The sequence below is a fragment of the Ochrobactrum sp. BTU1 genome (assembly GCA_018798825.1).
Lineage (GTDB): Bacteria > Pseudomonadota > Alphaproteobacteria > Rhizobiales > Rhizobiaceae > Brucella.
In genome coordinates this window covers 138,807-164,635 of the sequence record CP076357.1, presented here as the reverse complement: position 1 = coordinate 164,635, position 25,829 = coordinate 138,807, and the positions used below count along the sequence as shown (strand labels likewise).

Sequence of the window (25,829 nt, the reverse complement as noted above, 5' to 3'; positions counted from 1 at the left end):
CGCGCTCAACACGTTAGGCAACCTGCTGAGCGTATTGCAGCGATCATCTTTTTCGAGGCCAACAATCTCACTGGAAAATCATTACAAGATCCAACGGCAGCCACCATACGGGCCACGTTCTCGACGAACTGATCGCAGTTCTTCATATATTATCAATTTAAAGGGCAATTTGATGATATATGACGACTTATATCTTTCAATAGGAAGCTCAAATGGGAAAGCGGCGCCTCGTCGCAAGCCGTAAAAAAACTCACAATGAGTTGCAGGTCCGGCCACAGCATATTGATGGGATCCAGCCAACGAAGTCGCATGGACGCGCAGCGCGTCTCAGCCATCTCGCTGACGCACCTTGCGAGCATTGGGAGCAGCGCAGAAAACCGAAACCTGTGTCACTGTTCTCAAGATGAGCGCCCGAGGGCTTCCCGTCGCGGCAATTTCTGTTTTCGAATCCTGACACTTTCGCCTTCGACGACCCTGTCCCTCAGACCAAATTATGGTTGTTTTTAGCGGCGAACGATCTCCAATGCGAGGGACAGAGGCTATTGAACCATCAATGAGCGTGGCGCACGGTTTCTGATGGGAGATAGCCGAAGCGCTCGCGGTAATCGGCTGAGAATAAGCCCATATGATTGAATGCCCATGCCATTGCGATACGGGTAATATCGCCGGGCCCAGCATATCCGCGAGCAAGCTCCGCATGCACCTTATCCAATCGCATGTTCTTGAACACGCCGAGCGGCGTGTTGCCCCTGACGCTGCGGAAGGTTCGGTGTAAGGTTCGCGCGCTTGTACCGGTCGCGTCCACAAGTTCCTGCAAAGTCAGTTGCTTGTGGAGATTGTCGAGCATAAATTTTTCAGCCCGTTGGACATAGCTCGGAACTGCACTTATCTGTGGCTTAGAGCAAAGTTGCCTATCGAGGGCTGCCGCAAGCGATGCTAGCAGACTATCCTCCAGCCGCTCCGACAGGCCGCCATGGAAGAACGCTTCCTTATCCTTCTCAATCTCCTTCATGACGAAGTGCGCCAGTTGATAGAAGGCCCGTCCAGCTAGAGTCTCGAAGGAAACGACACGTTTGTTATGAGTAAACTGCTCGATAAATTCTTTGCCCCCCAGAATATCGATCTGGGCGTCATTCAAACTGAAGATCAACATGCGCGTTGAGGGATGAAATTCCAGGTCGATCGCCGAATGTGCATCAACCAACTGAGCGTTCATGCCTGATTGATATAAGAGTTCATCACCCCGCCGGTCACGGGAAACGAAGATGCCCTGCAAAGGAATCTGCAACAAAGTCATATCGTTATGCGCCTCCACCTCAATACGCGCATGACCACCAATGCGGATTGCCGTCAGACCGAAGGGACGCATGCGCCCGTGCGCGACTTCAGTGCGATAGGTCGGGCTTGATTTCTTGGAGATGCGGCAAGGCCTGAGTAGCCCGGACATGGTGTTCTGGAACGAATCGATGGACGGCGAAAGCCGGTGCATATAGCTGTTGGTCTGCATCACGATATTCCCCGTATCTCATTTAGAGAGCATTTTATTTGAAGATTAAACTATCACGATGTGAGAAGAGCGCAAGCACCACGAAAATTTTGCCATAAAACGCGTTTCTGGCGGTTTTCTGTTAGGAATGGCGATTTGGTGATAGACAGCGCGGTTCCCGCTTTTATCGTGGTCCCCAGGCGCCAAAGAGCTGCCACGAATAAAGGGAACCGCGTATGAACGTGATTATCGTCGGAGGAGGCATTGGCGGCCTCACCATGGCACTGATGCTGCATGCACGAGGCATTGACTGTCAGATTTTCGAAGCAGCGCCTGAAGTCCGCGAACTGGGCGTTGGCATTAATGTTCTTCCGCACGCCATCCGCGAACTCGCTGAGGTCGGGTTGCTACCCGCATTGGACGCCACAGGTATCCGTACGCGTGAGTTGATATATGCCACGCGACAGGGCCAGGAAGTCTGGCGCGAGCCTCGCGGAATGGATGCAGGCTATGATGTACCGCAATTTTCGATCCATCGCGGCTACTTGCAGAAACTGCTTTATGATGCGGTCATCGAACGTCTAGGCCCTGACAGCATCGTCGCGAACCAGCGGTGCGTTCGCTATACCCAGAACGAAGGCTCTGCGACGGTGCATTTCGCTGAAGGGTCGAAAATCGTCTCAAAGACAGGTGACATTGTGATTGGCGCCGACGGTATTCACTCCGCCATCCGGCAGCAAATGTTCCCGAACGAAGCTGGACTCAAATGGAATGGCGTCATGATGTGGCGCGGCGCAGTTGAGAGCGACCCCTTCCTCGATGGCCGCACCATGATCGTCGCGGGCGGCTTTACTTATAAACTGGTACTTTACCCCATAGCTAAAGGTTCGACACCCGGTAAAATTCTCAACAACTGGGTCGTAACCTATCGTCCGGGCGCTGACGGGTCGCCTGCACCGAAACGAGAAGACTGGAGCCGTCTCGGCACGCATGAAGAACTGATGCCACATGTCGAAAAGTTCGGCATCAAAGTAATCGATCTTGCCGCGCTGGTTAAGGCAACCGATACATTCTTCGAATATCCGATGTGCGACCGCGATCCCGCCCGTTGGTGGACAGACGGCCGGGTGGCCCTGATCGGTGATGCTGCTCATCCGATGTATCCTGTCGGGTCCAACGGTGCGAGCCAGGCAATCATCGACGCTCGCACACTCGCCGATCATCTGGCCGCCGCTGAACACGGTCGCGCGGCACTTGCGGCATACCAGGCCATTCGTTTGCCTGCCACCGCTGAAATCGTCCGCCTCAACAGGCTGGGCGGTCCGGAAGGCGTCATCGATGAGGTCGAACGCCGCGCACCATCCGGTGTTGCTGATCTGGACGGCATCATCAGCTTTGCCGAGCGTGAAGCAATTGTTCACGGCTATGCCACAAAGGCTGGCTTTTCAACACAACAAGTTAACAGGGAAGCGACGCGGGCTTCGGCCTGAAACTTGCGTCTGAAATCGAGTGAAAGGAATTAAAGTGACAGTTCTTCAAGCTGACGTGACAAAATCCGGTTCCTCCGTGGACGGCGTTGTCTGGCATATTCTGGGGCAGACCTATGTGCCCAAGCATGTTTGCGAAAGCTCTATGTCTTGGCACGCAACCTTTCCTCCCGGCACCTTCGTTCCGCCGCACATTCACACCACACAGGAAGAATTCATCTATGTGCTGGAAGGGCGCCTCGACTTGCTGCTCGACGGTAAGGATGCTGTCGCCGAAGCCGGCGATCTTGTCTGCCTGCCGCGTAACGTTTCGCACGGCATTTTCAACAAGTCTGAACAGCCGGTGAAGTGCGTATTCTGGGTTTCGCCGACTGCAAAGCTGTGGGATCTGTTTGTTCGCATTAATAATGTCGGTGATCCCGCCGAAATAGTTCGCGTCGCACCGGCTCATGAGGTTGAGTTTTTGCCCGCGCCAGCAGAATAATGCCTTCGCCCGGCAGACGTATGGGAGTTCATCTGCCGGGTCTTAAGCACTTTCAGCAAAAGCGCGAAGCCGTTTGTGTCCGACAATGCGAAAGAAAAAGAAAATAAAGCAAAAATCTGCAATCGAGGTGGAACAATGAAAATTTCGACGAAGGTAGCCTTGGCGCTGCTCGCCGCAACCATGTGGAACGCGACCGCGCAGGCCGAAGACGGCAAGATCAAGATCGGATTGATCTATACGCTAAGTGGGCCGTCGGCCTTGCTGGGCGAACAATCCCGCGACGGCTTCTTGCTTGCCATGGACAAGCTGGGCAACAAGCTCGGCGGCCTTGATGCAGAAATCATCATCCAGGACGATGAACAGAAACCCGATATCGGTGTTAACAAGGTCCAGCAGATGATCCAGCGTGACAAGGTGGATTTCGTTATCGGACCGATTTTCTCAAACGTCCTGAACGCAATCGTCAAGCCGGCAACTGATTCCGGCGCATTCCTGATCTCGACCAATGCAGGCACATCCAATCTGGCTGGCAAGGATTGCAACCCCAATCTGTTCGTGACGTCCTATCAAAATGACCAGATGCATGAAGTTTCCGGCAAATATGCCGAAAAGCAGAATTACCAGCGCGTTTTCCTGATCGCTCCAAACTATCAGGCAGGTAAAGACGCACTCGCCGGATTCAAGCATTCCTATAAGAACGAGGTCGCGCAAGAAATATACGTGCCACTCGGCCAGCTGGACTATTCAGCTGAGCTGGCGCAGATCGCAGCGGAACAGCCAGACGCAGTCTACGCCTTTTTGCCTGGCGGCATGGGTGTGAATTTCGTCAAGCAATATCGCCAGGCGGGTCTCGAAGGAACTCCATTTCTCTCGGCATTCACCGTAGACGAAACCACTTTACCCGCGCAACAGGATGCAGCAGTCGGCTTTTTCGCCGGTTCAAACTGGGCGCCGGATCTTGAATCAGCACCGGCCAAGGAATTTGCTGCAGCTTATGAAGCCAAGTTCAAGCGCATTCCGGCAACTTTTGCGGTGCAGGCCTATGATGCCGCCATGCTGATTGACGCAGCCGTCAAGAAGGTCAATGGCAATCTGGCGGACAAGGACGCCCTGCGCGCGGCCATGAAAGACGCGAAGTTCACATCGCCGCGCGGTGAATTCAGTTTTGGCGACAACCATTTTCCAATTCAGGACTTCTACTTGACCAAAGTTGTCAAGCGTGACGACGGCCAGTTCGCCACATCATACGTTGAAACGGTCTTTAACGACTACAAGGACAACTACGCAGCTGAATGCAAGATGTAACGGGGTGGAAGAAGGTCGCTCAAGTGAGCACAGTCCTCAATTTCCAAGTCTGAAACAGTTCACGCCAATTCGTCTGGCGTGAACCAGGTTTCAGTACAACGAGTTTCGGAAATCCCTCATGCTCAATCTCTTCTTGCTGCAGTCCCTCAATGGGATTCAGTTTGGCATTTTGCTCTTTCTCGTCGCCGCCGGGCTAACGCTGATCTTCGGCGTCATGGACCTCATCAATTTGGCTCATGGCGTTCTTTACATGGTCGGTGCTTATCTGACCGCGACTTTCACTGCCATGACCACCAGTTTCCTTTATGGCATCCTGATCGCCCTTCCGGTTACCCTCGTCATCGGCATTGTACTGGAAGTTTTGGTGTTTCGACGACTATACGAACGTAGCCATCTTGATCAGGTTTTGGCGACATTTGGACTGATCCTGATTGTGAACGAACTGGTGAAGATTATCTGGGGCGCAGCGCCGCTCAGCGTGCCGATGCCCGAATCCCTCTCCGGTTCTATCCAGCTTTTTGGGAACCTTCGATATCCCGTCTACCGCCTGCTGATCATTGCGGCCGGTCTTCTCACGGCAGCCGGTCTGTACCTCCTCGTCAATCACACCCGCATCGGCATGCTGTTGCGTGCCGGCGCAAGCAACGGCGACATGGTCTCGGCTCTCGGTATCAATATTCGTCGCCTCTTCATGGTGGTCTTCGGACTTGGCGCAATGCTTGCCGGCTTTGCGGGTGGCATGATTTCCCCCATACTCTCCGTCGATCCGGGCATGGGTGACTCCATCTTAATCCTGACATTTGTCGTTATCGTGATCGGTGGGGTCGGTTCCGTGCGTGGGGCTTTTGTTGCAGCCATAACTGTAGGCCTCGTTGATACGCTTGGCCGTACCTTCGGGCCCATGCTGCTCCGTAATCTGCTTGATCCGGCAGCCGCCTCCCAAATGGGACGCACGCTCGTGCCAATGCTCACCTATATCCTCATGGCAGCCGTTCTCTACTTCCGTCCGACGGGCCTGTTCCCGGCGCAGGGAGGAACGCGATGAGCGATATTTCCCCCATCATCGACACTGTCGCTACACCGGAAAAGCCAAACGACCAGCGGTCCCGTTTACAGGATACAGGACCGTGGCTGGTATTTGCGGCATTCGCAATTGTTCCACTTGTTGCATCTGTCCTGGACGATAGCTTTCTTCTTGTAATCGTCACCCGCATCATGATTTTTGGGCTAGCAGCACTGTCACTCAACTTCATCATGGGTTACGGCGCACTCGTGTCATTCGGCCATGCCGCCTATATCGGCATTGGGGCCTATGCCGTCGGAATCCTGTCGAGCTATGGTGTAGATGATCTGCTTCTGCAGCTGATCGCTGCCATCATTTCCGCGGCGATCTTCGCCTTCGTCACCGGCTACATCTCGCTGAGAACCAGCGGCGTCTATTTCATCATGATCACCCTGGCCTTTGGTCAAATGGCCTTTTTCTTCATGGTGTCTCTGTCGGCCTTTGGCGGTGACGATGGAATGACGCTGTCGTCGCGTTCCACACTGTTTAACAATGCACTGCTTTCGAGCAATCTTGTGTTGTTCTATTTCGTGCTGGCATTGCTGATTAGCGCGTTCTTCATCTTCCGCATGTTGGTGCATTCAAGGTTCGGTCGCGTGCTACGTGGAACAAGGGATAATCCGGTGCGTATGCGCGCTATAGGCTTCTCGACCTTCTCGTTTCAGCTCACTGCTTACGTAATTGCTGGCGTTGCGGCGGCGATTGCAGGCGTTCTTCTAGCCAATCAGATCCAGTTCGTTTCGCCCGCGTTTATGAGCTGGCAGCGCTCTGGGGAACTGATTGTCATGGTTGTATTGGGTGGCATGGGCACGCTGATAGGCCCGGTGCTCGGCGCAACAGCCTTTATTGTTCTGGAAGAAGTGTTGGCTCACTTTTCCGAGCACTGGAAGCTCGGCCTCGGTCTTTTCCTCGTTCTCGTCGTGCTCTTCAGCCGCGACGGTATCGGCGGGCTGATCCGCAAGCTGCGTGGAGGCTCCGATGTCGAATGAGCTTCTAAAGGTTCATGAACTGCACAAAAGCTTCGGCGCACTTAAGGTCACAGACGGTATCAATCTCACCGTCAGGCACGGCGAGATCCATGCGTTGATCGGTCCGAATGGCGCGGGCAAGACCACGCTGATCCATCAGCTTTCGGGAAACCTTAAAAGCGACCGGGGCACGGTGGTCTTCGACGGCCAAGATATTACGAATTTGCCCATGCCCAATCGTGTCCATCTGGGGCTTGCGCGCTCGTTTCAGATTACATCGGTCCTTGAAGGCTTCAGCGTACTTGAAAATGTTGCACTCGCGGTTCAGGCCCGATCCGGCTCGAGTTTCCGCTTCTTTCAGGCGGCAAGCAAGGAAGCCAAAGTCAATGAACAAGCAATGGCAGCCCTTGCCCGTGTGCAGCTCGATGACCGCGCCCATCGTCGGGCAGGAGCGCTTTCTCATGGCGAGAAACGCCAGCTTGAGATAGCCATCGCTCTCGCCACCAAGGCGCGAATGCTACTGCTCGATGAGCCTTTGGCGGGCACCAGCCACGAAGAATCGGTGGTGCTCGTTGAGTTAATGCGCTCGCTGCGTAAAACCCATACTCTTGTTCTGATCGAACATGACATGGATGCCGTTTTCTCTCTGGCTGATCAAGTGAGTGTGCTTGTCTACGGGCGCGTCATCGCATCGGGAACACCCGCGGCAGTGCGGTCCGATCCAGACGTGCGCGCCGCCTATCTGGGTGAAGAGGAGGCCACACAATGTTGAAAGTCGAAGGGCTCCAGAACGCCTATGGCCAGTCCCGCGTTCTCTTCGGGATCGATTTTGAAATCGGCGCGGGTGAGGTCGTGACCATCCTCGGCAGAAATGGTATGGGCAAAACCACGACCATCAAATCAATCTTCGGCTTGCTGCCGCCCAAAGGTGGCAAGGTTTTTGTCAATGGCCACGACGTTACCGGCAAGCCCCCGCATGCAATAGCGCGTGAGGGTCTAGGACTTGTTCCGGAAGGGCGACAGATATTTCCGACACTGAGCGTCGAGGAAAACCTTCTGGCCACCCGGCGCTCAGACGCGCGCTCATCCAAATGGACGCTACAAAGCATCTACCGCATGTTCCCGCGCCTTAAGGAACGGCGCCGCAACATGGGCAACCAGCTTTCCGGCGGCGAGCAGCAAATGCTGGCGGTCGGTCGCGCACTGATGACCAATCCAAAGATGGTTGTACTCGACGAGGCGACCGAAGGATTGTCACCCCTCATGCGCGAAGAGATCTGGTCCTGCCTGCGCAACATCAAGGATGAAGGCGATGCAATCCTCGTTATCGACAAAAATGTTGATGCGCTCGCACGCTTTGCGGACCGTCACGTCGTTATAGAAAAAGGCCGAGTGGTGTGGAGTGGCGACAATAGTGCGCTTTTGAACACCCCGGACATCAAGGAACGTTACTTGCACGTTTGACCCCGTGGGCAAACGCAAATTTTTGGCATTTGACAGGAGACGAGCATGCACCCCAGCGCTCATATGGACACATTCGTTCTGGATAATCTCCCGGCTGCGGAACTTCTACCAGACATCATCAATCTCGACGCACTCGGCTACCCCGAACAGCTGAACGCCACCTATGAACTGGTGGATACACATCTGAGCAAAGGCAAAGGTGACCGGGTCGCTTTGCAAGCGCCCGGCATCCGTTGGACCTATAGCGATCTTGCCGAAATGATCAACAAGATCGCAAATGTCCTGACCGACAAGCTGGGTATGAAAACGGGCAATCGTGTGATGATACGCTCGGGCAATAACCCGACCAAGATTGCACTCTATCTCGCAATCATAAAGGCAGGTGGCGTGGTTGTCGCGACCATGCCCCTGTTGCGCGCCAAGGAACTGGTCCAGATCATCGACAAAGCTCAAATCAGCATCGCTATCTGCGACAACGCACTGATCAGTGAAATGCAAATTGCCCTTGCACAGACTGAGTATATTAAGACCGTGGTGACCTGGGAGGACAATGCGGGTGGTGAGCTTGGCGCATTGCTGGCAGACGCATCGAGCGACTTTGAAGCAGTGGCAACACGCGCAGACGACCCCTGCCTCCTAGGCTTTACATCGGGAACCACTGGCCTGCCGAAAGCGACCATCCACTTCCACCGTGACCTGCTTATTGTATGCGACTGCTATGCACATCACATTCTGGACGCGACCGAAGACGATATCTTCATCGGTTCGCCGCCCCTGGCCTTCACTTTCGGACTTGGTGGACTAGTTTTGTTCCCCTTCAGGATTGGTGCTTCGACTGCGCTTCCCCCAAAGACTGCACCGCATGATCTTGCGCTCGCGATTGGAGAATATAAGCCGACCGTTTGTTTTACCGCGCCAACCGCTTACCGCGCTATGCTTTCCAAGTTCGATCAATATGATCTGTCTTCGCTGCGCAAATGTGTTTCAGCTGGTGAGGCTCTGCCTTTACCGACCTTCGAAGCATGGAAGCGTGCGACCGGGCTCTCGCTTGCAGACGGTATTGGTGCAACTGAAATGCTCCATATATTCATTTCCTCGCCTGAAAACGATATTCGTCCTGGCGCCACTGGCAAGCCAATTCCCGGCTATGAAGCACGCGTGATTGATGACAACGGGAAGGAATGCGCGCCCGGCACTCCAGGTCGCCTTGCCGTTCGCGGACCGCTCGGCTGCAAATATCTGGCCGATCCGCGTCAGACCAAATATGTCGAGAACGGATGGAATATCACCGGCGATACCTATGTGATGGACGAGGACGGCTATTTCTGGTATCAGGCGCGCAATGACGACATGATTGTTTCCGCCGGGTACAATATCGCCGGACCTGAGGTCGAAGCCAGCCTGCTCGCGCATCCAGCAGTCGCAGAATGTGGCGTCGTTGCAGCGCCCGATGAGGAACGTGGCTGCATCGTAAAGGCCTATGTCGTGTTGAACGAGGGCTATAGTGGCAATGCAAACTTGCAGGAAACACTGCAACGCCATGTCAAAAGTGAGCTCGCGCCCTACAAGTATCCGCGCCTGATAAGCTGGGTTTCGAACCTTCCCAAGACAGAATCTGGAAAATTGCAGCGATCCGCCCTGCGCGCGCAGGCGGCCGCCGAAAGCCGCGTCTAACGCCGCTTAAAGCGTGAAACATGCAGGAGACTCCATTGCTTCAAGACTTCGATACCGCATATGATAATATGAAGGCCATCAGTGGTTCAGCCAGCTATCCTCCGCGCTGGACGAAACTAGCCTTAGGCTTTCGCGAGACGATGCGCGATCAGGGTCGTTTGATACCCAACATCGCCTATGGAGAGCGCGAGCGAAACCAGTACGACCTACTTTTGCCCGATGGTGCGGCCAAAGGTACTCTCGTCTATGTTCATGGGGGCTACTGGAAGGGGCTGGATAAAAGCTACTGGTCGCATCTGGCGCAGGGCGCGCTTGAGCGCGGATATCGCGTTGCCATGCCGAGCTATACGCTCTGCCCCGAAGCGCGCATTTCCGACATTACCAACGAAATTGGCCGCTTCATCGACCTGTTAGCACAGGAAGTGGACGGTGACATCGCCTTGTCGGGGCATTCCGCGGGAGGACATCTGGTCAGCCGCATGGCTTGCGAAAATGCGCCCATAGCAAAAGCGTCAGCAGAGCGGATCAAACGGGTCCTGTCCATCAGCGGATTACACGATTTGCGTCCGCTTTTGAGAACCAAAATGAACGACATTTTCCAGATGGATGCAGAAGAAGCCCTCACAGAAAGCGCCGCGCTGCAGCGCCCGCGTCCGGATATTGCAGTTCATTGCTGCGTCGGTGCCGATGAACTTATGGAGTTCAGACGTCAAAATGCCCTGCTCGCAAACATCTGGTACGGATTGGGGGTAGAAACAAGAGCCTTTGAAATCGAGGATACGCATCACTGCAATGTCATCGACACACTGAGCGATCCAAAAAGCCGGGCGGTCATGTATCTCTGTCCCTGATAGCTCGGATAGCGAAACGCATTATCAGCCAAATGACAGAGAGCGGTTTCAGAAATGCTCTATGGGCAGACCACGCTCCTGTCCCGATAGCATAAATCCCGCTGGCTCGGCTTTCCTCGCTCCGCTCATGCGATTGATAAGCACCGCCACTTCGGTCCTGTTGCGGACACCGAACCGCTTGATCAGGTCGTCGACATAATCCTTCACAGTATGGGGTGAAAGCTCCAAATGTCGTGCAATTTGCTTGTTGGTATTGCCTGCAGCCAGCAAGCGGGCGACCGTCGATAGACGTGGCGATAAATTTGCCAGATTGGTACCGGGCGTATTGGCGGGACGAGCTTCATGAATATTGCGCAGCGCAAGTGCCGACGAGCGGCAAAGCAGTGAAACCTGTTCTTCGAGCTGTGCTGCATGCATCTCGAAGCCGGCAGCGTAGATCAGCGCCTGGATCTTGCCACTCACATAAACCGGGCAGCACAAGTTATCGTTGTAGTTCCAACGGTAAAGCAGCGTTCGCATCAATGGCACATTGCCAGTCGCATTCTGCGGCAATTGCGAGCCCGCGACCGCACTGGCATTTTGCACAACTGCCGCAATCATCGGATCCGAATCCGCAAGCCCGTTCTGATATTCAAGCAAAAAACCAGTAGGCGTGTTTATGCTGTGAAAAAGGCGCGGACGATTGTTCTCCAGCAAATAAATTCCAAGCGAACGCACGCGCAGAACATGCGCGGAAAAATAATCGCAAGCTATTGTGAAATCGTCATAATTACGACTCTCCGCAACGGAAAGCGCTGCAGATATTCGCTCGTCTGTCGATAATATATCCCTGGGCATTCTCTCTCCCGAATTCCCAAGCCCCCCATCTGGGGGGAATGTCTGTTCCCACTCTTGCTCGTATCATTCCCGCTTATAACCACTAAATCAAGGGGAACTAACTTGGATACCAGCGTGCACCGGACTGACACGATCGACAACTATGCCGAGCTCCTTCAGGGCTTCAACGACCGTCTGAGTAAAATTCTACCCTTGATTGAAGAAAAGGCTGAGGAAGCGGAATCCCTTGGACGCATGCATGACGATGTTGTGGACGCCATGCGTAAGGGGGGCTTCTACACGATGCTGTTTCCCAAAGAGGTTGGTGGTGCCGAATTACGTCCAATCGATGCCATGAAAATGATGGCAGCGCTTTCCTATGCCCATGCATCATCTGGCTGGTGCACGATGGTCAACAATATGGAAGGCACCACAATGGCAATTTATCTCGATGACGAAGGGATTGCCAATGTCTTCAAGAATGGCGTCGATATCACCATTGCAGGCAATGGTGTACCGCGCGGCTTCGCCCGTAAGGTCGACGGCGGCTACATGATCCGAGGTAACTGGGCTTATGGAAGTTCTATCTTCCACGCGGAATGGATACATTCCGGATGTTTTTTGCTCGACCCCAAAGACCCGAACGGGAAGGAGCTTCTGAAAGACGAAACCGGCGCCCCGCAGATCATTGTTGCCCATCACCCGCGCTCAACTATCCAATTGCTTGGCAACTGGGATGTCTTGGGCCTGCGCGCCACCGGGAGTTTCGACTACACTCTGGCAACCGATGAAGATCTCTTCGTGCCCGATTCCATGACCTATAGCTTCACGCAATCTGCGCCGAAACGTGGGCAGGCCCAGGGCCATCTGGGGTTGGCTGGCTATAGCGCCCTCACCCATACAAGCTGGGCTATCGGTGTTGGTCGCCGAATACTCGACGAACTCGCCAAAGTTATCCGCCAGCGGCAGGATCCATTTGGCAAGAGTGCTGACAGTGCCAGCTTGCGATTTCAGTTTGCCAATACAGAAGCCCGCTACAGGGCTGCGCGGGCACTTGCTTTTGAAACATGGGAAGATGTCTCAAAGACAACGGCCTCGGGCGCAGTCCCGTCTCTCGATCAGATGACCATGGTGAAACTCTCACTGCGCTATATGCACGACATTGTTTCGGATGTGGCAACCTTTGCGCATCGGGCCGCCCGCGGCGCCTCCCTTCACAATACGGCCATGCAGCGCTTTTATCGCGACATCCACTCCGGCACCCAGCATATCCTTCTTGCCGACCAGATCGTAGAAGAATGCGGCAAAGGTCTCCTTGGCCTGCCCGGTCCCGATGCGCGATGGACCGTATTCGGTATCAGCGAAAACTGAGACCCGCCATGATGAGAAACATTGTCAGCTTCGTTGGGTGTGATCGCCCGACGAAAGTTCATCGGCTAACGCAAGCGATTGCCGCAAGACTGGAAGCGGAGGACCGGGCATCGGTTACGCATCTAGATCTCTCTGATGCAGGACCAAACCTTTACACCGTCAACCGACAGGCGCTGGACCGGCAATCGGAGAGTCTGATTTCTGAGATCGAGCATTGTGATGCTCTGATAGTCGGCTGTCCGGTCTATCAGGGAAGCTATCCAGGACTCTTCAAGCACGTATTTGATCTCGTCCACCCATTGGCTCTGCGTGGTCGCCCGACCGTCTTATGCGCAGTGGGTGGCGGGCATCGTCATGCTCTGGTCGTCGAACACCATCTTCGTCCACTGTTCGGGTTTTTCGAAGCGGGAACGGTTGCAACGGGCATTTATGCCTGTTCGGCGGAACTCGAAATGGACAGGGATTTGCCTGAGGCTCTGCAAACGCGGATCGAAAGCGCCGTCGAGCAGATGAGAAAGCAATTGGTCCAGTCACACCAAACAAGCGGCATAAGGTGGAAAGATGTTGAATTACTCGAGCAGTTTTGAAAAACGCAAGGTCGAAATTCGTGGTAAAACCGTCACCTATCTCGTAAAAGGTGAGGGTAGAAACGTTGTCTTTCTGCACGGCACTGGCACATTTCCTGGCTTCGAAAGCCTGACCAACATTGCCTCGCGACACCGGCTCATCATTCCGTTTCATCCAAATTTTGGTGAAAGTGATGATGATGCCGATATCGTTCAGATCGGCGATTATGTGCTACATTACATGGATTTCTTCGATGCGCTGGGATTGGATTATTTCAGCCTGGGCGGGTTTTCGCTTGGCGGATGGATAGCAGCCGAATTTGCGATCAGACATCCCGAAAGGCTGTCCGCGCTGTTTCTCGCAGCACCTGCTGGTCTGGATCTTCCAACAATTCCTCTCCCCAATCTGTTTGAGGTCGCGCCAGCCGATATACCTGCTCATCTGACACATGACCCGCATGTTGCGCTCCGCTATTTTCCGAGCGAGCCCGACAGCCGGTTTGATCAAGCGCTTGGACGCGAAATGGGCGCATTGGCGCGCATCCACGCAACCGAGGGACGCGGCAACAAAAGGCTCAACCATTGGATGCACCGGCTGAACATGCCGGCTCTGATCCTCTGGGGTACAGAGGACCGGGTTATTCCAGCGCAATATGCCGCGGAATGGCAGCGTGGGATCAAGGGCGCGCGTTTGGAGAAACTCGATGCAACCGGCCACCTTCTGTTTGAAGAAGCGCCAGCAGCGGCGACACTGGTGCGCAATTTCCTGTTGACGGTCTGAGGTCCGTCTTCGAGCATTGAGCACCGCACGCTCCGCCACGGAACCATCATGAAGTTGCAGGTAAAAACAAGGGGAACCAGACCATGCAATGGGAAAGCCTAACGGACTTAGATCAATCAAGAATAAAGCGCTGGCAATGGGGAATGCTGGGGCTGGCGCTTTTGTGCGAGATGTTTCTGGCCGCGGACTGGTACGCCTTTGCAGCGGTAATACCATTCATTTCAGAAACCCTCCAACTCGATTCCGCACAGGCCGGTCTGGCGCAGGGAATTTTCGCGCTGACCTATGGGCTTGGCATGATTGTCTGGTCGCAATTTAGCCGCCGGATGAAGGCGCGCACGCTCTTGCTGATTGGCCTGTTCTGCACAGCAATCGGCATGATGGCGCAAGTCTATGTCCAAACCTATGCCCAGCTGATTGCGCTGCGTCTGTTTATCGGTTTCTTCGATGCAGCAATCTTCCTTGGCAATATGAAACTCATTATCGGCTGGTTCCCGCAAAAACGACGCGGCAGCATGATCGGCTTGATCCTCGCCGCCTATAGTCTCGCAATCACGCTGGACTTTGCGATCGGCATTCCGCTTTCCATCTCCTATGGATGGCGCACTTTCTTCGCCATTCTTGCCATCGGAACGCTGGTAACAGCAGCCTTGGTGCTCATGTTCACCCGCAACAATCCAGCCCATATCGGCTTTACGAATTTCCGCTGGGAAGCCGAGAAACAGCAGGTCTCCACGGCGTCACTTGCCAGCATTTTCCGCTCGAAATGGATCATCGTCGGCAGTCTGGGCATTTCTGCCTGCACGATGGCTATTGCCGGAACCGCAACTTGGGTCATTCCCGCATATATTGCCGTGCATCAGATGCCAGTGGAGGACGCCGCACTGATCGGCACATTGATGGGACTGTCCCAAGTCGTGTTTCTCGTCATCGGAGGCTACGCCGCAGACAGGTTGAACAAGACGGGGATGATCAAATTCGGAACAGTGCTTGCCTTCCTTGTGGCGGTCATGTTCACCATTGGCATGGCAATACCACTTGGCTTCGGCGCGCTGATAATGATGGCGCTTCTGAGCGGTGCCGCGCTTTTTGGCGGCGGTGCGATCTTCGCCTTTCTCAGTGAGAAATATCCCGAAGACCTTGCGACCGCAGCGGTTGGCTATGCTGAGATTTTTGCAATCCTTGCGACCTTTATTTCGCCCTGGGTCATGGGCGTGGTCATCAAGGTATCAGAGGGATCATTTGTCAGCGCCTTCTTAACTTTCGCCATCATGGAAGCGATCATTCTTCTCATCATTTTGGTGGTCACGCGCACAAGCTTGAGACTGAATGACGACCAGGTCTCGATTGCCGGTAATAGCAATGGGATTTCGGGTGAGGCCTCTCGCTCCTGATTGAGGAGCTCTGTGGATGCGATAGAAGGCTCGTATCCACCTTTTTTTCTGGCTTCTTTCGCCAACCGATATTAACACCGAGAGCGCCCTGTTGCGCCTGATGCCAAACCGCATCGGGCGCATAACTGTTGCAACCATGATCTAAAGCGAGGGAACTCATGGAGGAACGCTTCTCAGGTACGGTTCTGGCTTCCGAGCATCAGGAGGCGAATCCTGTGCGTTTGTTGGGCGAGATCGGCTTGAACAATTTTGCGCCCTACCTGATGAACCGCCTCATGGCACGCTATAATGCGAACCTCGCCGAAGGTTTGAAAGGCAGCCAGATCACGACGGTTAAGCTGCGCGCACTCGCTGTCCTCAGTGTCACGCCTTCAGCCACAATCAACGAACTTTCGGTCTTTACAGTAACCGAACAATCAACGATGAGCCGCACACTCGATTCCCTGGAAGAACAGGGCTACATTCGCCGTCAGGCGCGTCCAGGGGACATGCGCATCCGCGATATTTCGCTGACCGAAGAAGGAAGAGACATTTTCAACCAGGCCTGGCCGACCATGTACGATCTTCTGCTGCAACTCTTTGATGGCATCGATGAAGATGAGCACCGCGCTTTTGTCGGCACCTTACAGAAAATGCTCCGCAATATCCGTAAAAACGAGCTTTAATATCCCTTTGAATGATAGGCCGATCCGAACTCCAGCGCGGATCGGCTTTTTGAGGCCTACGCCGCCGATCGGGACGGGATTAGAGCGGTTGCCAAAGCTGCAAGCGCCGCAACGAACGCAAAGATGTAGAAATTCCACTGCGGGCCGATGTTAAGGCTTGCGATCAGACCACCCAACAGCGGCCCCGTCAAAGCGCCGATGCGAGAAAAACTTAGCGCCCATCCGGTTCCAGCAGAACGGATCGAGGAATCAAGCTGCTGCGCCAGAAAACCTGTCAAAACCAGCGAGGCCGACACTGTACCGAAACCAGCAATCGCAACAAACACATAGTTCATCAGCAAAGAGCCTTTGAAGGCAAGCGCCACAATTCCAAACGCGCCGAGCGCGTATGAGCAGGCAACAGTCCGGCGCACGCCGAAGCGATCCGCCCATGTCCCCAACACGATGCCTCCGACGGCAGAACTCAGGCTGAAGACTGCAAGAAACAGTAGGCTATTGCCGAGATCATAGCCGTTCTTGCGCATGATCTGTGGAAGCCATTGTGCGAGGCCATAGACAAGCAGCAGCCCCATGAAAAGCGCGATCCAGAAACAGGCGGTTTCAAAGGCCTTTTTAGGAGAGAAGATTTCACTAAATACAGTGTGCCAGCGAACCTTTCCATGTTTGCGGGCCATTACGGGCGGAACACCAACTCCCATGCGGCTTGCCGTATTGCGCGCCGCATCATGTTTGCCGCGCTGGACCAGCGATTCCACGCTTTCTGGCAACAATGCTAGGAAGATAGGGATAAACAGCAGAGGCATGGCGCCAATCAAAACGATAGTGCGCCAGCCATGGTCTTCGAGGAGGCCGCGACCACATAGAGCGGCAGCGAGCAATCCCATTGAATAGCCCGAATACATCAGACCGTAATTGAAGCTCTTTTTCTTCATCGGAGAGTATTCAACTGTTAGCGCCGCTGCGACCGGAATAATTCCGCCAAGTCCGATGCCCGATATGAACCTGCTCAATCCGAAGATGAAGGGTGACGGTGCCATCGCGCTGACAATCATACAAAGCGAAAACAAGGAAATGCAGGCTATAAACAACGGCTTGCGCCCATAAAGCTCACTCAGCGTACCCGCAAGAATACCGCCGATCAGCATGCCTACCACCGTGTAGCTGCCGATGGCTCCAAGCTCTATCGGGGTTAGCTGCCAGACCGGATCAACCGACAAGGCAGGTAGTATCGCCCCGATGACACCAACGTCATAGCCCTCCGCAAAAATCGCAAGCCAGCAGAGGCCCACGACAAGCAGGCTTTTGCCTGCCGATATCTCTCTTCCGGTCACAGCCGGAGCGTTGATGCCCTGCGCTTGAGACATGGTCTTCCCCTTTTTTTCTGACGCAACGGCGCACGTCCTCGAGCACGCCGACTTCTCATTCGAACATGTTTGTTCTGCGATCTTTGCGATGGACTGCGCTGTTTGATCAGAGCGTTGTGATTGTTTTTAATGCCCCATCAAGCGCAATGCCTTGTTCATCAAGCAGTGCCGCTTGCCGCAAACGCCGAAGCCAGGCTGCGCCGTCGTCGCGTTCGCTCAAAACAGGCACGGCGGACATGACGCGGTCGAATTTTGATAGGCCACGCGAATGCGTATCGGAATAGCCTTTAACCAGACGGCGGCAGGCAAGGACCTCAACGGCGAGATCGTAGTTCTGGGGCAAGACGGCGAGAGCCTGTTCCAGCCAGAATTCGCAATGGAGCGTCTCGCGCTGATGGCGCAGACTACCACGTCGGAAACGACGCAAGCCCGAAACACAATAAAGGCCGCAGAACCAGAACAGCGTTCCCGTATTCACCCGGCGCCCTTTGCTGATACGCTTGTCGAGCCATGCAAAGATCTTCGGCCGATTTTCGATCCACGCGCCGATGCCTCTCGGCAATGTGCCACAAACTTCTTCCATGCGCGGATGCATAAATTCGGTCGTATAGGCGATCTGATCTTTTTTAACGCCGATTTCCTTGCGCACCCGCTCGAACCGCGAGCCGCGTACCTTAATGTCAGCCACCCTGACCACATCGTCATAAGCCATAGCAACAGCAACATATTTTGCCGCTTGAAGCGTGAAGGCAAAGCCTTGCGCTGTGCCGCCATTCGTAAGATCGGCCTTAAGCAAGCCTGCACACCGGTTGAGATACTCATCCGCATAGGCCGGGTCCTGAAATTCGGTCAGCTTCTTGATACCTGCAAAAAGCATCGCGTGACACTCACTTGGAAATTCACTGCGAATGCGCTTAATAAGCGCGTCCAATACCGGATGTTCCGCCTGCTCGGGCAAAGGGTCCAGCCGCTTGATAGGGCTCGCTGCGAGCTTGTCGTTGGCCCCACTAAGCGTGCGTTGAAAGGCAGCCTCGAAAGCTCTCAGACTAGCCTCGATGCCTTTGCCGCCAGATTTGATGGTCGCCTCAAAGGCCGTTTTCGCAAAGGGCAACGCCCCGGAAGCCGCAAGCGCACCAAACAAGGCAGAGGAAACAACGCTGCCGCTCCTGTTTGCCAGCGCTTCCATATCGAATGCGATGGTCTTGCGCGCTGCAAACGCCGTCGCGTCCTCAACAACCACCGGATTGCCAATGCCGTCACCTGGCTTTTCCTTTTCGCCAACCGCAAAGGAGCGATGGGTGGACGTAATGAGCAAAGTCTTGTCCGGTGTGACTAAGCCGCGCAGTACTGATCGTCCCGCTTCCATCAATTCGGCCGCGATGACGATGTCAACGTCGCCAGGCGTAGGCATCAGCGACAAGATCGGATGCGCACCTTCGCGGGCACGCAACAGCTCCAGATAGTAGATCGTCGCACCGGTTCTCTGCGCCACCCCGGGCACAGAAGTTGTCTGCGCAACCCAGCCATTGGTTTCCGCCAACGCCACAACCCAGTCTGCCAGAACACCCCCGCCCTGCCCCCCATGGCAAGAATGGCAATTGACAGTGGCTTGTCCTGGGACAAAAGAGCGGTGGGCGATGCATTCAATGGTGACATGGCCAGTTCCTCAATCCGCAAAAACGATGCGTGCCGCACGGCGGCGCTTTTGCAGCCATCCAATGACGGCTGAGCGCAAGCGATGCAAAAACCTGTCCCAACCCGTCGGGTTGTGAATGACATCGGCCCGATAAAATGAAGGACACAGAACCGCTGCTTCCGAAACCTCACCGCAATTACCGCAACCAACGCAGGAATTGTCGATCGCTGCGACCGGATCGTCCTTCAGCGGATCATCTGTGTGCTTTACAGAAAGCGACGGGCAGCCTGAAAGGCGTATGCACGCGTGATCGCCGGTGCACACATCCTCATCAACCCCGAAACGCTGCTTGACCATTCGTTTGCCGTCTTTGACTGCTTTGGCGAATTGCGGTTTCACGCGGCGCTGCTTGTTAAGCATGCATTCAGACGACGCGACGATAATCTTCGGACCCTTTTCATCCGTCGTCAGCGCTTCTTTCAGCGTGTCCCGCATCTTTGCAACGTCATATGTGTGGTCGATCTGGCGAACCCAGCCCGCGCCAATTCCCTTGACCGCATCAACAATGGAGTTATTGGTCTTGCGGCGCGGATTGATCGCTCTAGAGGACATCACATCCTGTCCCCCAGTAGCCGACGAATAATAATTATCGACCACGAGGATGACACCATCCTGCTTGTTGAAGACGGCGTTGCCGACCGAAGTTGCAAGACCATTGTGCCAAAAGCCGCCATCGCCCATCACTGAAATGGATCGCTTGCCCGCTTTCACATTGAACGCGGAAGCAGAAGCTGGACCAAGACCGTAGCCCATTGTCGTGCCACCAAGATTGAATGGAGGCAGAATGGAAAAAAGGTGGCAGCCGATATCCGCTGAAACGTGATGCTCGCCAAGTTCCTTTTCAAGAAGCTTCATTGCGGCAAAGATTGGACGCTCCGGACAACCGGTGCAGAAGCCGGCTGGGCGCGGTGGCACCACCTCAGCAAGCGCCTTCACGCGTGCATCATTGAGAACCGGCGACGGATCGGGCAGCGGCGGACGGTTGCCGAGTAACTGCGGCGCATGTGCATCGAAGAATGCCGTCAGGCCTTTCAAGAGCACAGGCGTCGTGTATTCACCGCCAAGTGGTAGCACGTCCTTGCCGGACAGTTTCGTCTGAATATCGCGACGGCGCAGCAACGTATGCAGCGCCTGTTCGATATATTCAGGCGCCCCCTCCTCCAGCATCACCACAGCTTTCTTGCCGGAAACGAAATTGATGACTTCATCGTCTATCATTGGATAGGCGACATTCATGACATAGAGTGGAACTCGACTTTCACCGTAGACATCGGCCAGACCCATTTGCTGCAACGCGCGCATGGCGCTGTTGTAAAGTCCACCTTGCAGGATGATGCCAACGTCGCCCTCCTTAGGGCCGAAATATTCATTGAGATGATTTGCCTTGACGAACTCTACCGCAGCCGGCCAGCGTTTCTCGAGCTTCTCCTTCTCGTGCAGGAAAGATGCGGGTGGCAGCACGATGCGGTTAACATCGCGTCTGGGGTTTTCCAGCGCTTGCGCCAGCGTATGGTTGGGACGTTTGTTATCCTTCGCAACAAACTGACCATGCACATGGCAGCTGCGAATACCAACCTGCAACATGACGGGTGTGTTGGAGGCTTCCGATAGTTCAAAGCCTTTTTCAACGGCTTCCACAATCGAAGGCAGGTTAGGGCGCGGGGTTAAAAGCCACATTTGCGATTTCATCGCATAGGCATGGCTCCGCTCCTGCATGATAGAGGAACCTTCGCCGTAATCCTCGCCGATGATGACCAGTGCGCCGCCGGTCACTCCGCCCGATGCGAGATTGGAGAGCGCATCCGAGGCGACATTGGTGCCGGCCGTGGATTTCCAAGTTACCGCACCGCGGACAGAATACATCACAGAGGCTGAAAGCATGGCTGCCGCCGCGGCTTCCGATGCGGAAGATTCAAAATGGACACCCAAATCTTCCATCACGTCCTTCGCATCCGCAAGAACGTCCATCAGATGGGATATTGGCGACCCCTGATAACCGCCGACATAGGAAACGCCTGACTGAAGCAACGCCTTTGTGATGGCGAGGATGCCTTCGCCGCTAAAAATTTCGCCGTCGCCGAGCTTCAGATCCTCGACTTCGCGGGCGAATGAGCGCTCCGCCATGACAATTCCCCTTTTCCGTTTGCCGGAATATCAATTCATTTGCATCAGCATATTTTCGAATTCTAAACTGTGTCAATAGGGCTTTTTAGAACGAGTATAATTATTGCATTTGCATATTTCTGGTCAAATCCTGCATTTTACTCCCGCAGATGCCCACTTGCGGAAGCCGGCGCTTTTTTCGCTTGACGCGCCCAAACTCCTAATTATATTTTAAACTTAAAATAAATAACCGGCGCCGTTCGGCAGCTATCGGAAAGGGAACTCAACATGCGTATCGTGTGTATTGGAGGGGGTCCGGCCGGCCTTTACTTCGGCCTTCTGATGAAGAAGCTTCATCCAGAACATGACATTACGATCGTGGAGCGGAACCGCCCCTACGACACCTTCGGCTGGGGCGTGGTTTTTTCCGACGCGACGATGGAATCCATGAAGGTGTGGGATCCCGAAAGTGCGGCCGAAATTCAGGACGCGTTCAACCATTGGGACGATATCGAGGTCCTCTTCAAAGGAACGCGTCAGCGCACCAGCGGTCACGGCTTTGTCGGTATCGGACGCAAACGCCTGCTCAATATTCTTCAGGCGCGCTGCGAAGCGCTGGGTGTGAAGCTTCAGTTTGAAACCGACGTAGAAAGTGATCTTGAATTCCCTGATGCCGATCTCATCATTGCATCGGACGGCCTGAACTCCCGCATTCGCAATCGCTATGAGGATGTGTTCGAACCGGATATGGTCGTCCGGCCCAATCGCTATATCTGGCTCGGCACTCAAAAACTGTTTGACGCCTTTACGTTCGATTTCCGCAAGACTGATCATGGTTGGTTCCAGGCGCACATTTATAAGTTCGACGACGAAACCTCGACCTTTATCATCGAAACTACCGAGGAAGCCTATCAGGCGCATGGTCTGGATCAGTTGGACCAGTCAGCATCCATCAATTTTTGTGAAGAGCTCTTTGCAGAGACACTCGACGGCGCTCCACTGATGACCAATGCCCGCCATATGCGCGGCTCGGCCTGGCTTAACTTCAGCCGCCTCATATGCGGAAAATGGAGCCACTTCAACGGCAATTCCCATGTGGTTTTGATGGGTGATGCGGCCCATACCGCGCATTTTGCAATCGGATCGGGTACCAAACTTGCCATCGATGACGCGATTGAACTGGCCAACCAGTTCCAGAAGCTCGGACATGGCAAGGAGGGCATACCAGACGTCCTGCATGCCTATGAAGAAATCCGCCGGGTTGATGTCGCACGCATTCAAAACGCCGCGCGCAACGCCATGGAGTGGTTCGAGGTAGTCGGCCAGCGTTATGCCGATACGCTGGAGCCGGAACAGTTCATGTATTCCATGCTCACGCGTTCGCAGCGTATCAGCCACGAGAATCTACGCCTGCGCGACAAGGATTGGCTTGAAGGCTACGAACGCTGGTTCGCCCGCAAGCAAGGTCTCAACGTTGCCGAAGACCAGCGCTGTCTGCCGCCGATGTTCACCCCCTATAGCTTACGTGGCGTCACCTTGCCCAACCGCATTGTCGTATCACCAATGGCCATGTATTCCGCAACCGACGGCCTGATAGACGATTTCCATATGGTCCATCTGGGCAGCCGCGCCATGGGCGGCGCAGGATTGGTGTTTGCCGAAATGACATGCGTGTCGCCTGATGCGCGGATTACCCCCGGCTGCCTAGGCATCTGGAACGATGCGCAGGGTGAAGGCTGGAAGCGCGTAGTCGATTTCGTTCACACAAACAGTGATGCAAAGGTTGCCATGCAGATCGGCCATGCCGGCCGCAAGGGTGCAACCAAGCTTGCGTGGGAAGGTATTGACCAGCCTCTTGAGAATGGAGCATGGCCATTGCTTTCCGCTTCCGCCCTTCCCTATCTCAAGAACAGCCAGGTCCCAAAAGCGATGGATCGCGCCGATATGGATCGGGTGAAAGCGGACTTCGTCGCCGCGACCAAAAGAGCGGCGGCTGCAGGCGTCGATTGGCTTGAGCTGCACTGCGCGCATGGTTACCTTTTATCGAGCTTCCTCTCGCCACTCACCAACCGCCGCGAGGACGAATATGGTGGCAGTTACGAAAACCGCGCACGCTATCCGCTAGAAATCTTCCACGCGGTCCGCGAAGCCTGGCCGCAGGATAAGCCGATCTCGGTTCGCCTTTCCTGCCACGACTGGTTCGAGGGCGGCAACACGCCAGAAGATGCGGCGATCTTTGCGGAAATGTTCAAGACTGCCGGTGCCGATTTGATCGACTGTTCGTCAGGTCAGGTCTGGAAGGAAGAAAAGCCAGTTTATGGCCGTCTATTCCAGACCCCGTTCTCCGATAAAATTCGCAACGAAATCCACATCCCAACAATTGCCGTCGGCGCGATTTCGGAAGCCGATCATGCAAATTCGATCATCGCAGCTGGTCGCGCGGATCTCTGCGCGGTGGCACGCCCACATCTTGCGGACCCGGCTTGGGCGCTGCATGAGGCCGCTAAAATCGGCATCAATTCCATTGCTTGGCCGAAGCAATATCGTTCAAGCAAATATCAGTATGAAGCCAACCTCGCACGCGCAAACGCAGCGCCGCAAGGCGCGAAGTAAAAGCGGGTGAGATAACGGAGAGATAGCAATGAACGATCCGGCCGTTGGCTCAGCCCTTTATGGCAAACATGCACTCGTCACTGGTGCGGGCAGTGGCATAGGCGCCGCTATTGCCGCTGGTCTTGCGCGGGCAGGAGCCAATGTGACCCTGGCGGGGCGCAGTCGTGAGCGGCTAGAAAAAACCGCTTCCTCTTTGAACTGGAAGGGATGTTTCCTTGCTGATGGTTTCGATGTCACAAATCGCGATGCAATTGAAAAAGGACTGCACGGGGCGCGTGCCGCATTTGGCCCTGTGACTATTCTTGTAAACAATGCCGGGGAAGCTCCAAGCGCTCCTTTCGAGAAAACCAGTCTCGATACATGGAGCCGCGTACTCGACGTCGACCTGACCGGTGTTTTCAACGTTACGCAGATGACACTCGATGATATCAAGGCGGGCGGAAAAGACGGGCGTATCATCAACATTGCGTCCACAGCTGGCCTGAGCGGCTATGCTTATGTTTCGGCCTATTGTGCTGCAAAACACGGTGTTATCGGGCTGACCCGAGCACTGGCGCTGGAGCTCGCGCGCACGGGCGTGACGGTCAACGCAGTGTGCCCGGGCTTTACCGATACGCCCATCATAGCCCGCTCCATCGAGGCTATCATCGCAAAAACCGGAAGATCAGAAGAAGACGTTCTGGCGCAATTCGTCAAGGCGAACCCACAGGGGCGCCTGATACAGCCTGAGGAAGTGGCTGAAACCGTGCTGTGGCTGACATCGCCCGGCGCGCAATCAATAACTGGACAGGCGATAGCAATCGCTGGTGGGGAGGTAATGGCAGGATGAACGACGGCACCGTTTCGATGGCGAGCAATCTAAAGCCTTTCAAGGACTATCAGGCCGATCACTTTCTGTGGCAGACGAGTGAAGACGGTCGCGTCGCAACACTGACCCTTAACCGCCCGGACCGGAAAAATCCGCTGACATTCGAAAGCTATGCTGAGCTTCGCGATCTTTTTCGCAATCTCGCTTATGCTTCCGATGTGCGCACAATCGTGTTGACCGGCGCTGGCGGAAACTTTTCTTCAGGCGGCGATGTCTTCGAGATCATCGAGCCTCTGACCCACATGACGATGCCCGACCTTCTCGCGTTCACGCGTATGACCGGCGATGTCGTCAAGGCCATGCGTAAATGTCCGCAGCAAATTATCGCCGCCGTAGACGGCATTTGCGCTGGCGCCGGTGCCATTCTGGCAATGGCATCGGATCTACGCATTGCGACGCCTGAAACAAAAACTGCGTTCCTCTTCACACGCGTCGGTCTTGCGGGCGCCGATATGGGCGCATGCGGCATTCTCCCGCGACTGATCGGTCAGGGCCGCGCGTCGGAACTGCTTTACACCGGACGCTTTATGAGCGCCGAAGAGGGTGAGCGCTGGAGCTTTTTCAACGCACTGCATCCGCAGGGCGAGCTTTTGGAAAAGGCCGAGGCTCTGGCACGCAATATCGCCGACGGCCCATGGTTCGCGCATGGCATGACAAAAACCATGCTCAGTCAAGAATGGGCGATGGGCATTGAAGAGCTGGTGGAATCAGAAGCCCAGGCGCAGGCCATCTGCATGGCAACGCAGGATTTCCGCCGCGCGTTCGAGGCTTTCGCAGCCAAGAAGAAACCCGTTTTCGAGGGAAACTGAT

21 protein-coding genes and 1 pseudogene are annotated in these 25,829 nt (G+C 54.7%); 17 read left to right on the top strand and 5 right to left on the bottom strand.

Annotated features, from left to right (window positions below):
- Positions 1-550: 550 nt before the first annotated feature.
- The gene (locus tag KMS41_24380) at positions 551-1,507 is read right to left on the bottom strand and encodes an AraC family transcriptional regulator (protein ID QWK81632.1); all 957 of its coding nucleotides are present in this window, start codon (positions 1,505-1,507) and stop codon (positions 551-553) included.
- Between the two features lie 215 nt (positions 1,508-1,722).
- Between KMS41_24380 and KMS41_24375 the strand changes: the two genes are divergently transcribed.
- The 9 genes from KMS41_24375 (at position 1,723) to KMS41_24335 (ending at position 10,782) form a co-directional block, all read left to right on the top strand.
- Complete coding sequence (locus tag KMS41_24375; protein QWK81631.1) at positions 1,723-2,976, top strand: flavin-dependent oxidoreductase; 1,254 nt, start codon at positions 1,723-1,725, stop codon at positions 2,974-2,976.
- 34 nt (positions 2,977-3,010) lie between these two features.
- Positions 3,011-3,457 carry a cupin domain-containing protein gene (locus KMS41_24370; GenBank protein QWK81630.1) on the top strand — a complete coding sequence of 149 codons (447 nt, stop codon included), beginning with the start codon at positions 3,011-3,013 and terminating at the stop codon, positions 3,455-3,457.
- 135 nt (positions 3,458-3,592) lie between these two features.
- Positions 3,593-4,762, top strand: a complete 1,170-nt coding sequence (locus tag KMS41_24365) for an ABC transporter substrate-binding protein (protein QWK81629.1) — start codon at positions 3,593-3,595, stop codon at positions 4,760-4,762.
- A 118-nt stretch (positions 4,763-4,880) separates the two neighbouring features.
- Positions 4,881-5,807 carry a branched-chain amino acid ABC transporter permease gene (locus tag KMS41_24360; protein QWK81628.1) on the top strand — a complete coding sequence of 309 codons (927 nt, stop codon included), beginning with the start codon at positions 4,881-4,883 and terminating at the stop codon, positions 5,805-5,807.
- Positions 5,804-6,814 carry a branched-chain amino acid ABC transporter permease gene (locus KMS41_24355; protein ID QWK81627.1) on the top strand — a complete coding sequence of 337 codons (1,011 nt, stop codon included), beginning with the start codon at positions 5,804-5,806 and terminating at the stop codon, positions 6,812-6,814. Before KMS41_24360 ends, KMS41_24355 begins: the two co-directional genes overlap by 4 nt.
- Positions 6,804-7,565: an ABC transporter ATP-binding protein gene (locus KMS41_24350; protein ID QWK81626.1), complete on the top strand. Its 762-nt coding sequence runs from the start codon at positions 6,804-6,806 to the stop codon at positions 7,563-7,565. The genes KMS41_24355 and KMS41_24350 overlap by 11 nt, the downstream gene beginning before the upstream one ends.
- Positions 7,559-8,257, top strand: a complete 699-nt coding sequence (locus tag KMS41_24345) for an ABC transporter ATP-binding protein (GenBank protein ID QWK81625.1) — start codon at positions 7,559-7,561, stop codon at positions 8,255-8,257. Before KMS41_24350 ends, KMS41_24345 begins: the two co-directional genes overlap by 7 nt.
- A 45-nt stretch (positions 8,258-8,302) precedes the next feature.
- Positions 8,303-9,931, top strand: a complete 1,629-nt coding sequence (locus KMS41_24340) for a benzoate-CoA ligase family protein (protein QWK81624.1) — start codon at positions 8,303-8,305, stop codon at positions 9,929-9,931.
- A 35-nt stretch (positions 9,932-9,966) separates the two neighbouring features.
- The gene (locus KMS41_24335; GenBank protein ID QWK81623.1) at positions 9,967-10,782 is read left to right on the top strand and encodes an alpha/beta hydrolase fold domain-containing protein; all 816 of its coding nucleotides are present in this window, start codon (positions 9,967-9,969) and stop codon (positions 10,780-10,782) included.
- 48 nt (positions 10,783-10,830) lie between these two features.
- Here the strand turns inward: KMS41_24335 and KMS41_24330 are convergent, their stop codons facing one another.
- Positions 10,831-11,499 carry a LuxR C-terminal-related transcriptional regulator gene (locus KMS41_24330; protein ID QWK81842.1) on the bottom strand — a complete coding sequence of 223 codons (669 nt, stop codon included), beginning with the start codon at positions 11,497-11,499 and terminating at the stop codon, positions 10,831-10,833.
- A gap of 222 nt (positions 11,500-11,721) precedes the next feature.
- Between KMS41_24330 and KMS41_24325 the strand changes: the two genes are divergently transcribed.
- From KMS41_24325 to KMS41_24305, 5 genes are all read left to right on the top strand, one after another.
- Complete coding sequence (locus KMS41_24325; GenBank protein ID QWK81622.1) at positions 11,722-12,969, top strand: acyl-CoA dehydrogenase family protein; 1,248 nt, start codon at positions 11,722-11,724, stop codon at positions 12,967-12,969.
- Between the two features lie 8 nt (positions 12,970-12,977).
- Positions 12,978-13,556: an NAD(P)H-dependent oxidoreductase gene (locus KMS41_24320; protein ID QWK81621.1), complete on the top strand. Its 579-nt coding sequence runs from the start codon at positions 12,978-12,980 to the stop codon at positions 13,554-13,556.
- Positions 13,531-14,316: an alpha/beta hydrolase gene (locus KMS41_24315; protein QWK81620.1), complete on the top strand. Its 786-nt coding sequence runs from the start codon at positions 13,531-13,533 to the stop codon at positions 14,314-14,316. Before KMS41_24320 ends, KMS41_24315 begins: the two co-directional genes overlap by 26 nt.
- Before the next feature lie 83 nt (positions 14,317-14,399).
- A complete protein-coding gene (locus tag KMS41_24310) occupies positions 14,400-15,710 on the top strand; it encodes an MFS transporter (protein ID QWK81619.1) in 1,311 nt (436 codons plus the stop codon).
- 158 nt (positions 15,711-15,868) lie between these two features.
- Positions 15,869-16,375, top strand: a complete 507-nt coding sequence (locus tag KMS41_24305) for a MarR family transcriptional regulator (GenBank protein ID QWK81618.1) — start codon at positions 15,869-15,871, stop codon at positions 16,373-16,375.
- A 56-nt stretch (positions 16,376-16,431) separates the two neighbouring features.
- Here the strand turns inward: KMS41_24305 and KMS41_24300 are convergent, their stop codons facing one another.
- The 3 genes and pseudogenes from KMS41_24300 to KMS41_24290 all read right to left on the bottom strand — a co-directional run bounded on the left by KMS41_24300 (position 16,432) and on the right by KMS41_24290 (position 21,559).
- Positions 16,432-17,739 carry an MFS transporter gene (locus KMS41_24300; GenBank protein QWK81617.1) on the bottom strand — a complete coding sequence of 436 codons (1,308 nt, stop codon included), beginning with the start codon at positions 17,737-17,739 and terminating at the stop codon, positions 16,432-16,434.
- A 106-nt stretch (positions 17,740-17,845) separates the two neighbouring features.
- Positions 17,846-19,395 (bottom strand): annotated as a pseudogene (locus tag KMS41_24295) (indolepyruvate oxidoreductase subunit beta family protein).
- A gap of 10 nt (positions 19,396-19,405) precedes the next feature.
- On the bottom strand, positions 19,406-21,559 hold the full coding sequence (locus tag KMS41_24290) for an indolepyruvate ferredoxin oxidoreductase subunit alpha (GenBank protein ID QWK81616.1): 2,154 nt from the start codon (positions 21,557-21,559) through the stop codon (positions 19,406-19,408).
- A 267-nt stretch (positions 21,560-21,826) separates the two neighbouring features.
- On the opposite strand from KMS41_24290, the gene KMS41_24285 reads away from it, so the two are divergent.
- Genes KMS41_24285 through KMS41_24275 form a run of 3 tightly spaced genes read left to right on the top strand, consistent with a single transcriptional unit; the run spans position 21,827 to position 25,828 of the window.
- Positions 21,827-24,151 carry a bifunctional salicylyl-CoA 5-hydroxylase/oxidoreductase gene (locus KMS41_24285; protein QWK81615.1) on the top strand — a complete coding sequence of 775 codons (2,325 nt, stop codon included), beginning with the start codon at positions 21,827-21,829 and terminating at the stop codon, positions 24,149-24,151.
- Positions 24,152-24,179: 28 nt separating this feature from the next.
- The gene (locus KMS41_24280) at positions 24,180-24,980 is read left to right on the top strand and encodes an SDR family oxidoreductase (protein ID QWK81614.1); all 801 of its coding nucleotides are present in this window, start codon (positions 24,180-24,182) and stop codon (positions 24,978-24,980) included.
- Positions 24,977-25,828 (top strand): enoyl-CoA hydratase family protein, encoded by an 852-nt coding sequence (locus tag KMS41_24275; protein QWK81613.1) that lies wholly within the window; start codon positions 24,977-24,979, stop codon positions 25,826-25,828. The genes KMS41_24280 and KMS41_24275 overlap by 4 nt, the downstream gene beginning before the upstream one ends.
- Position 25,829: the final 1 nt, after the last annotated feature.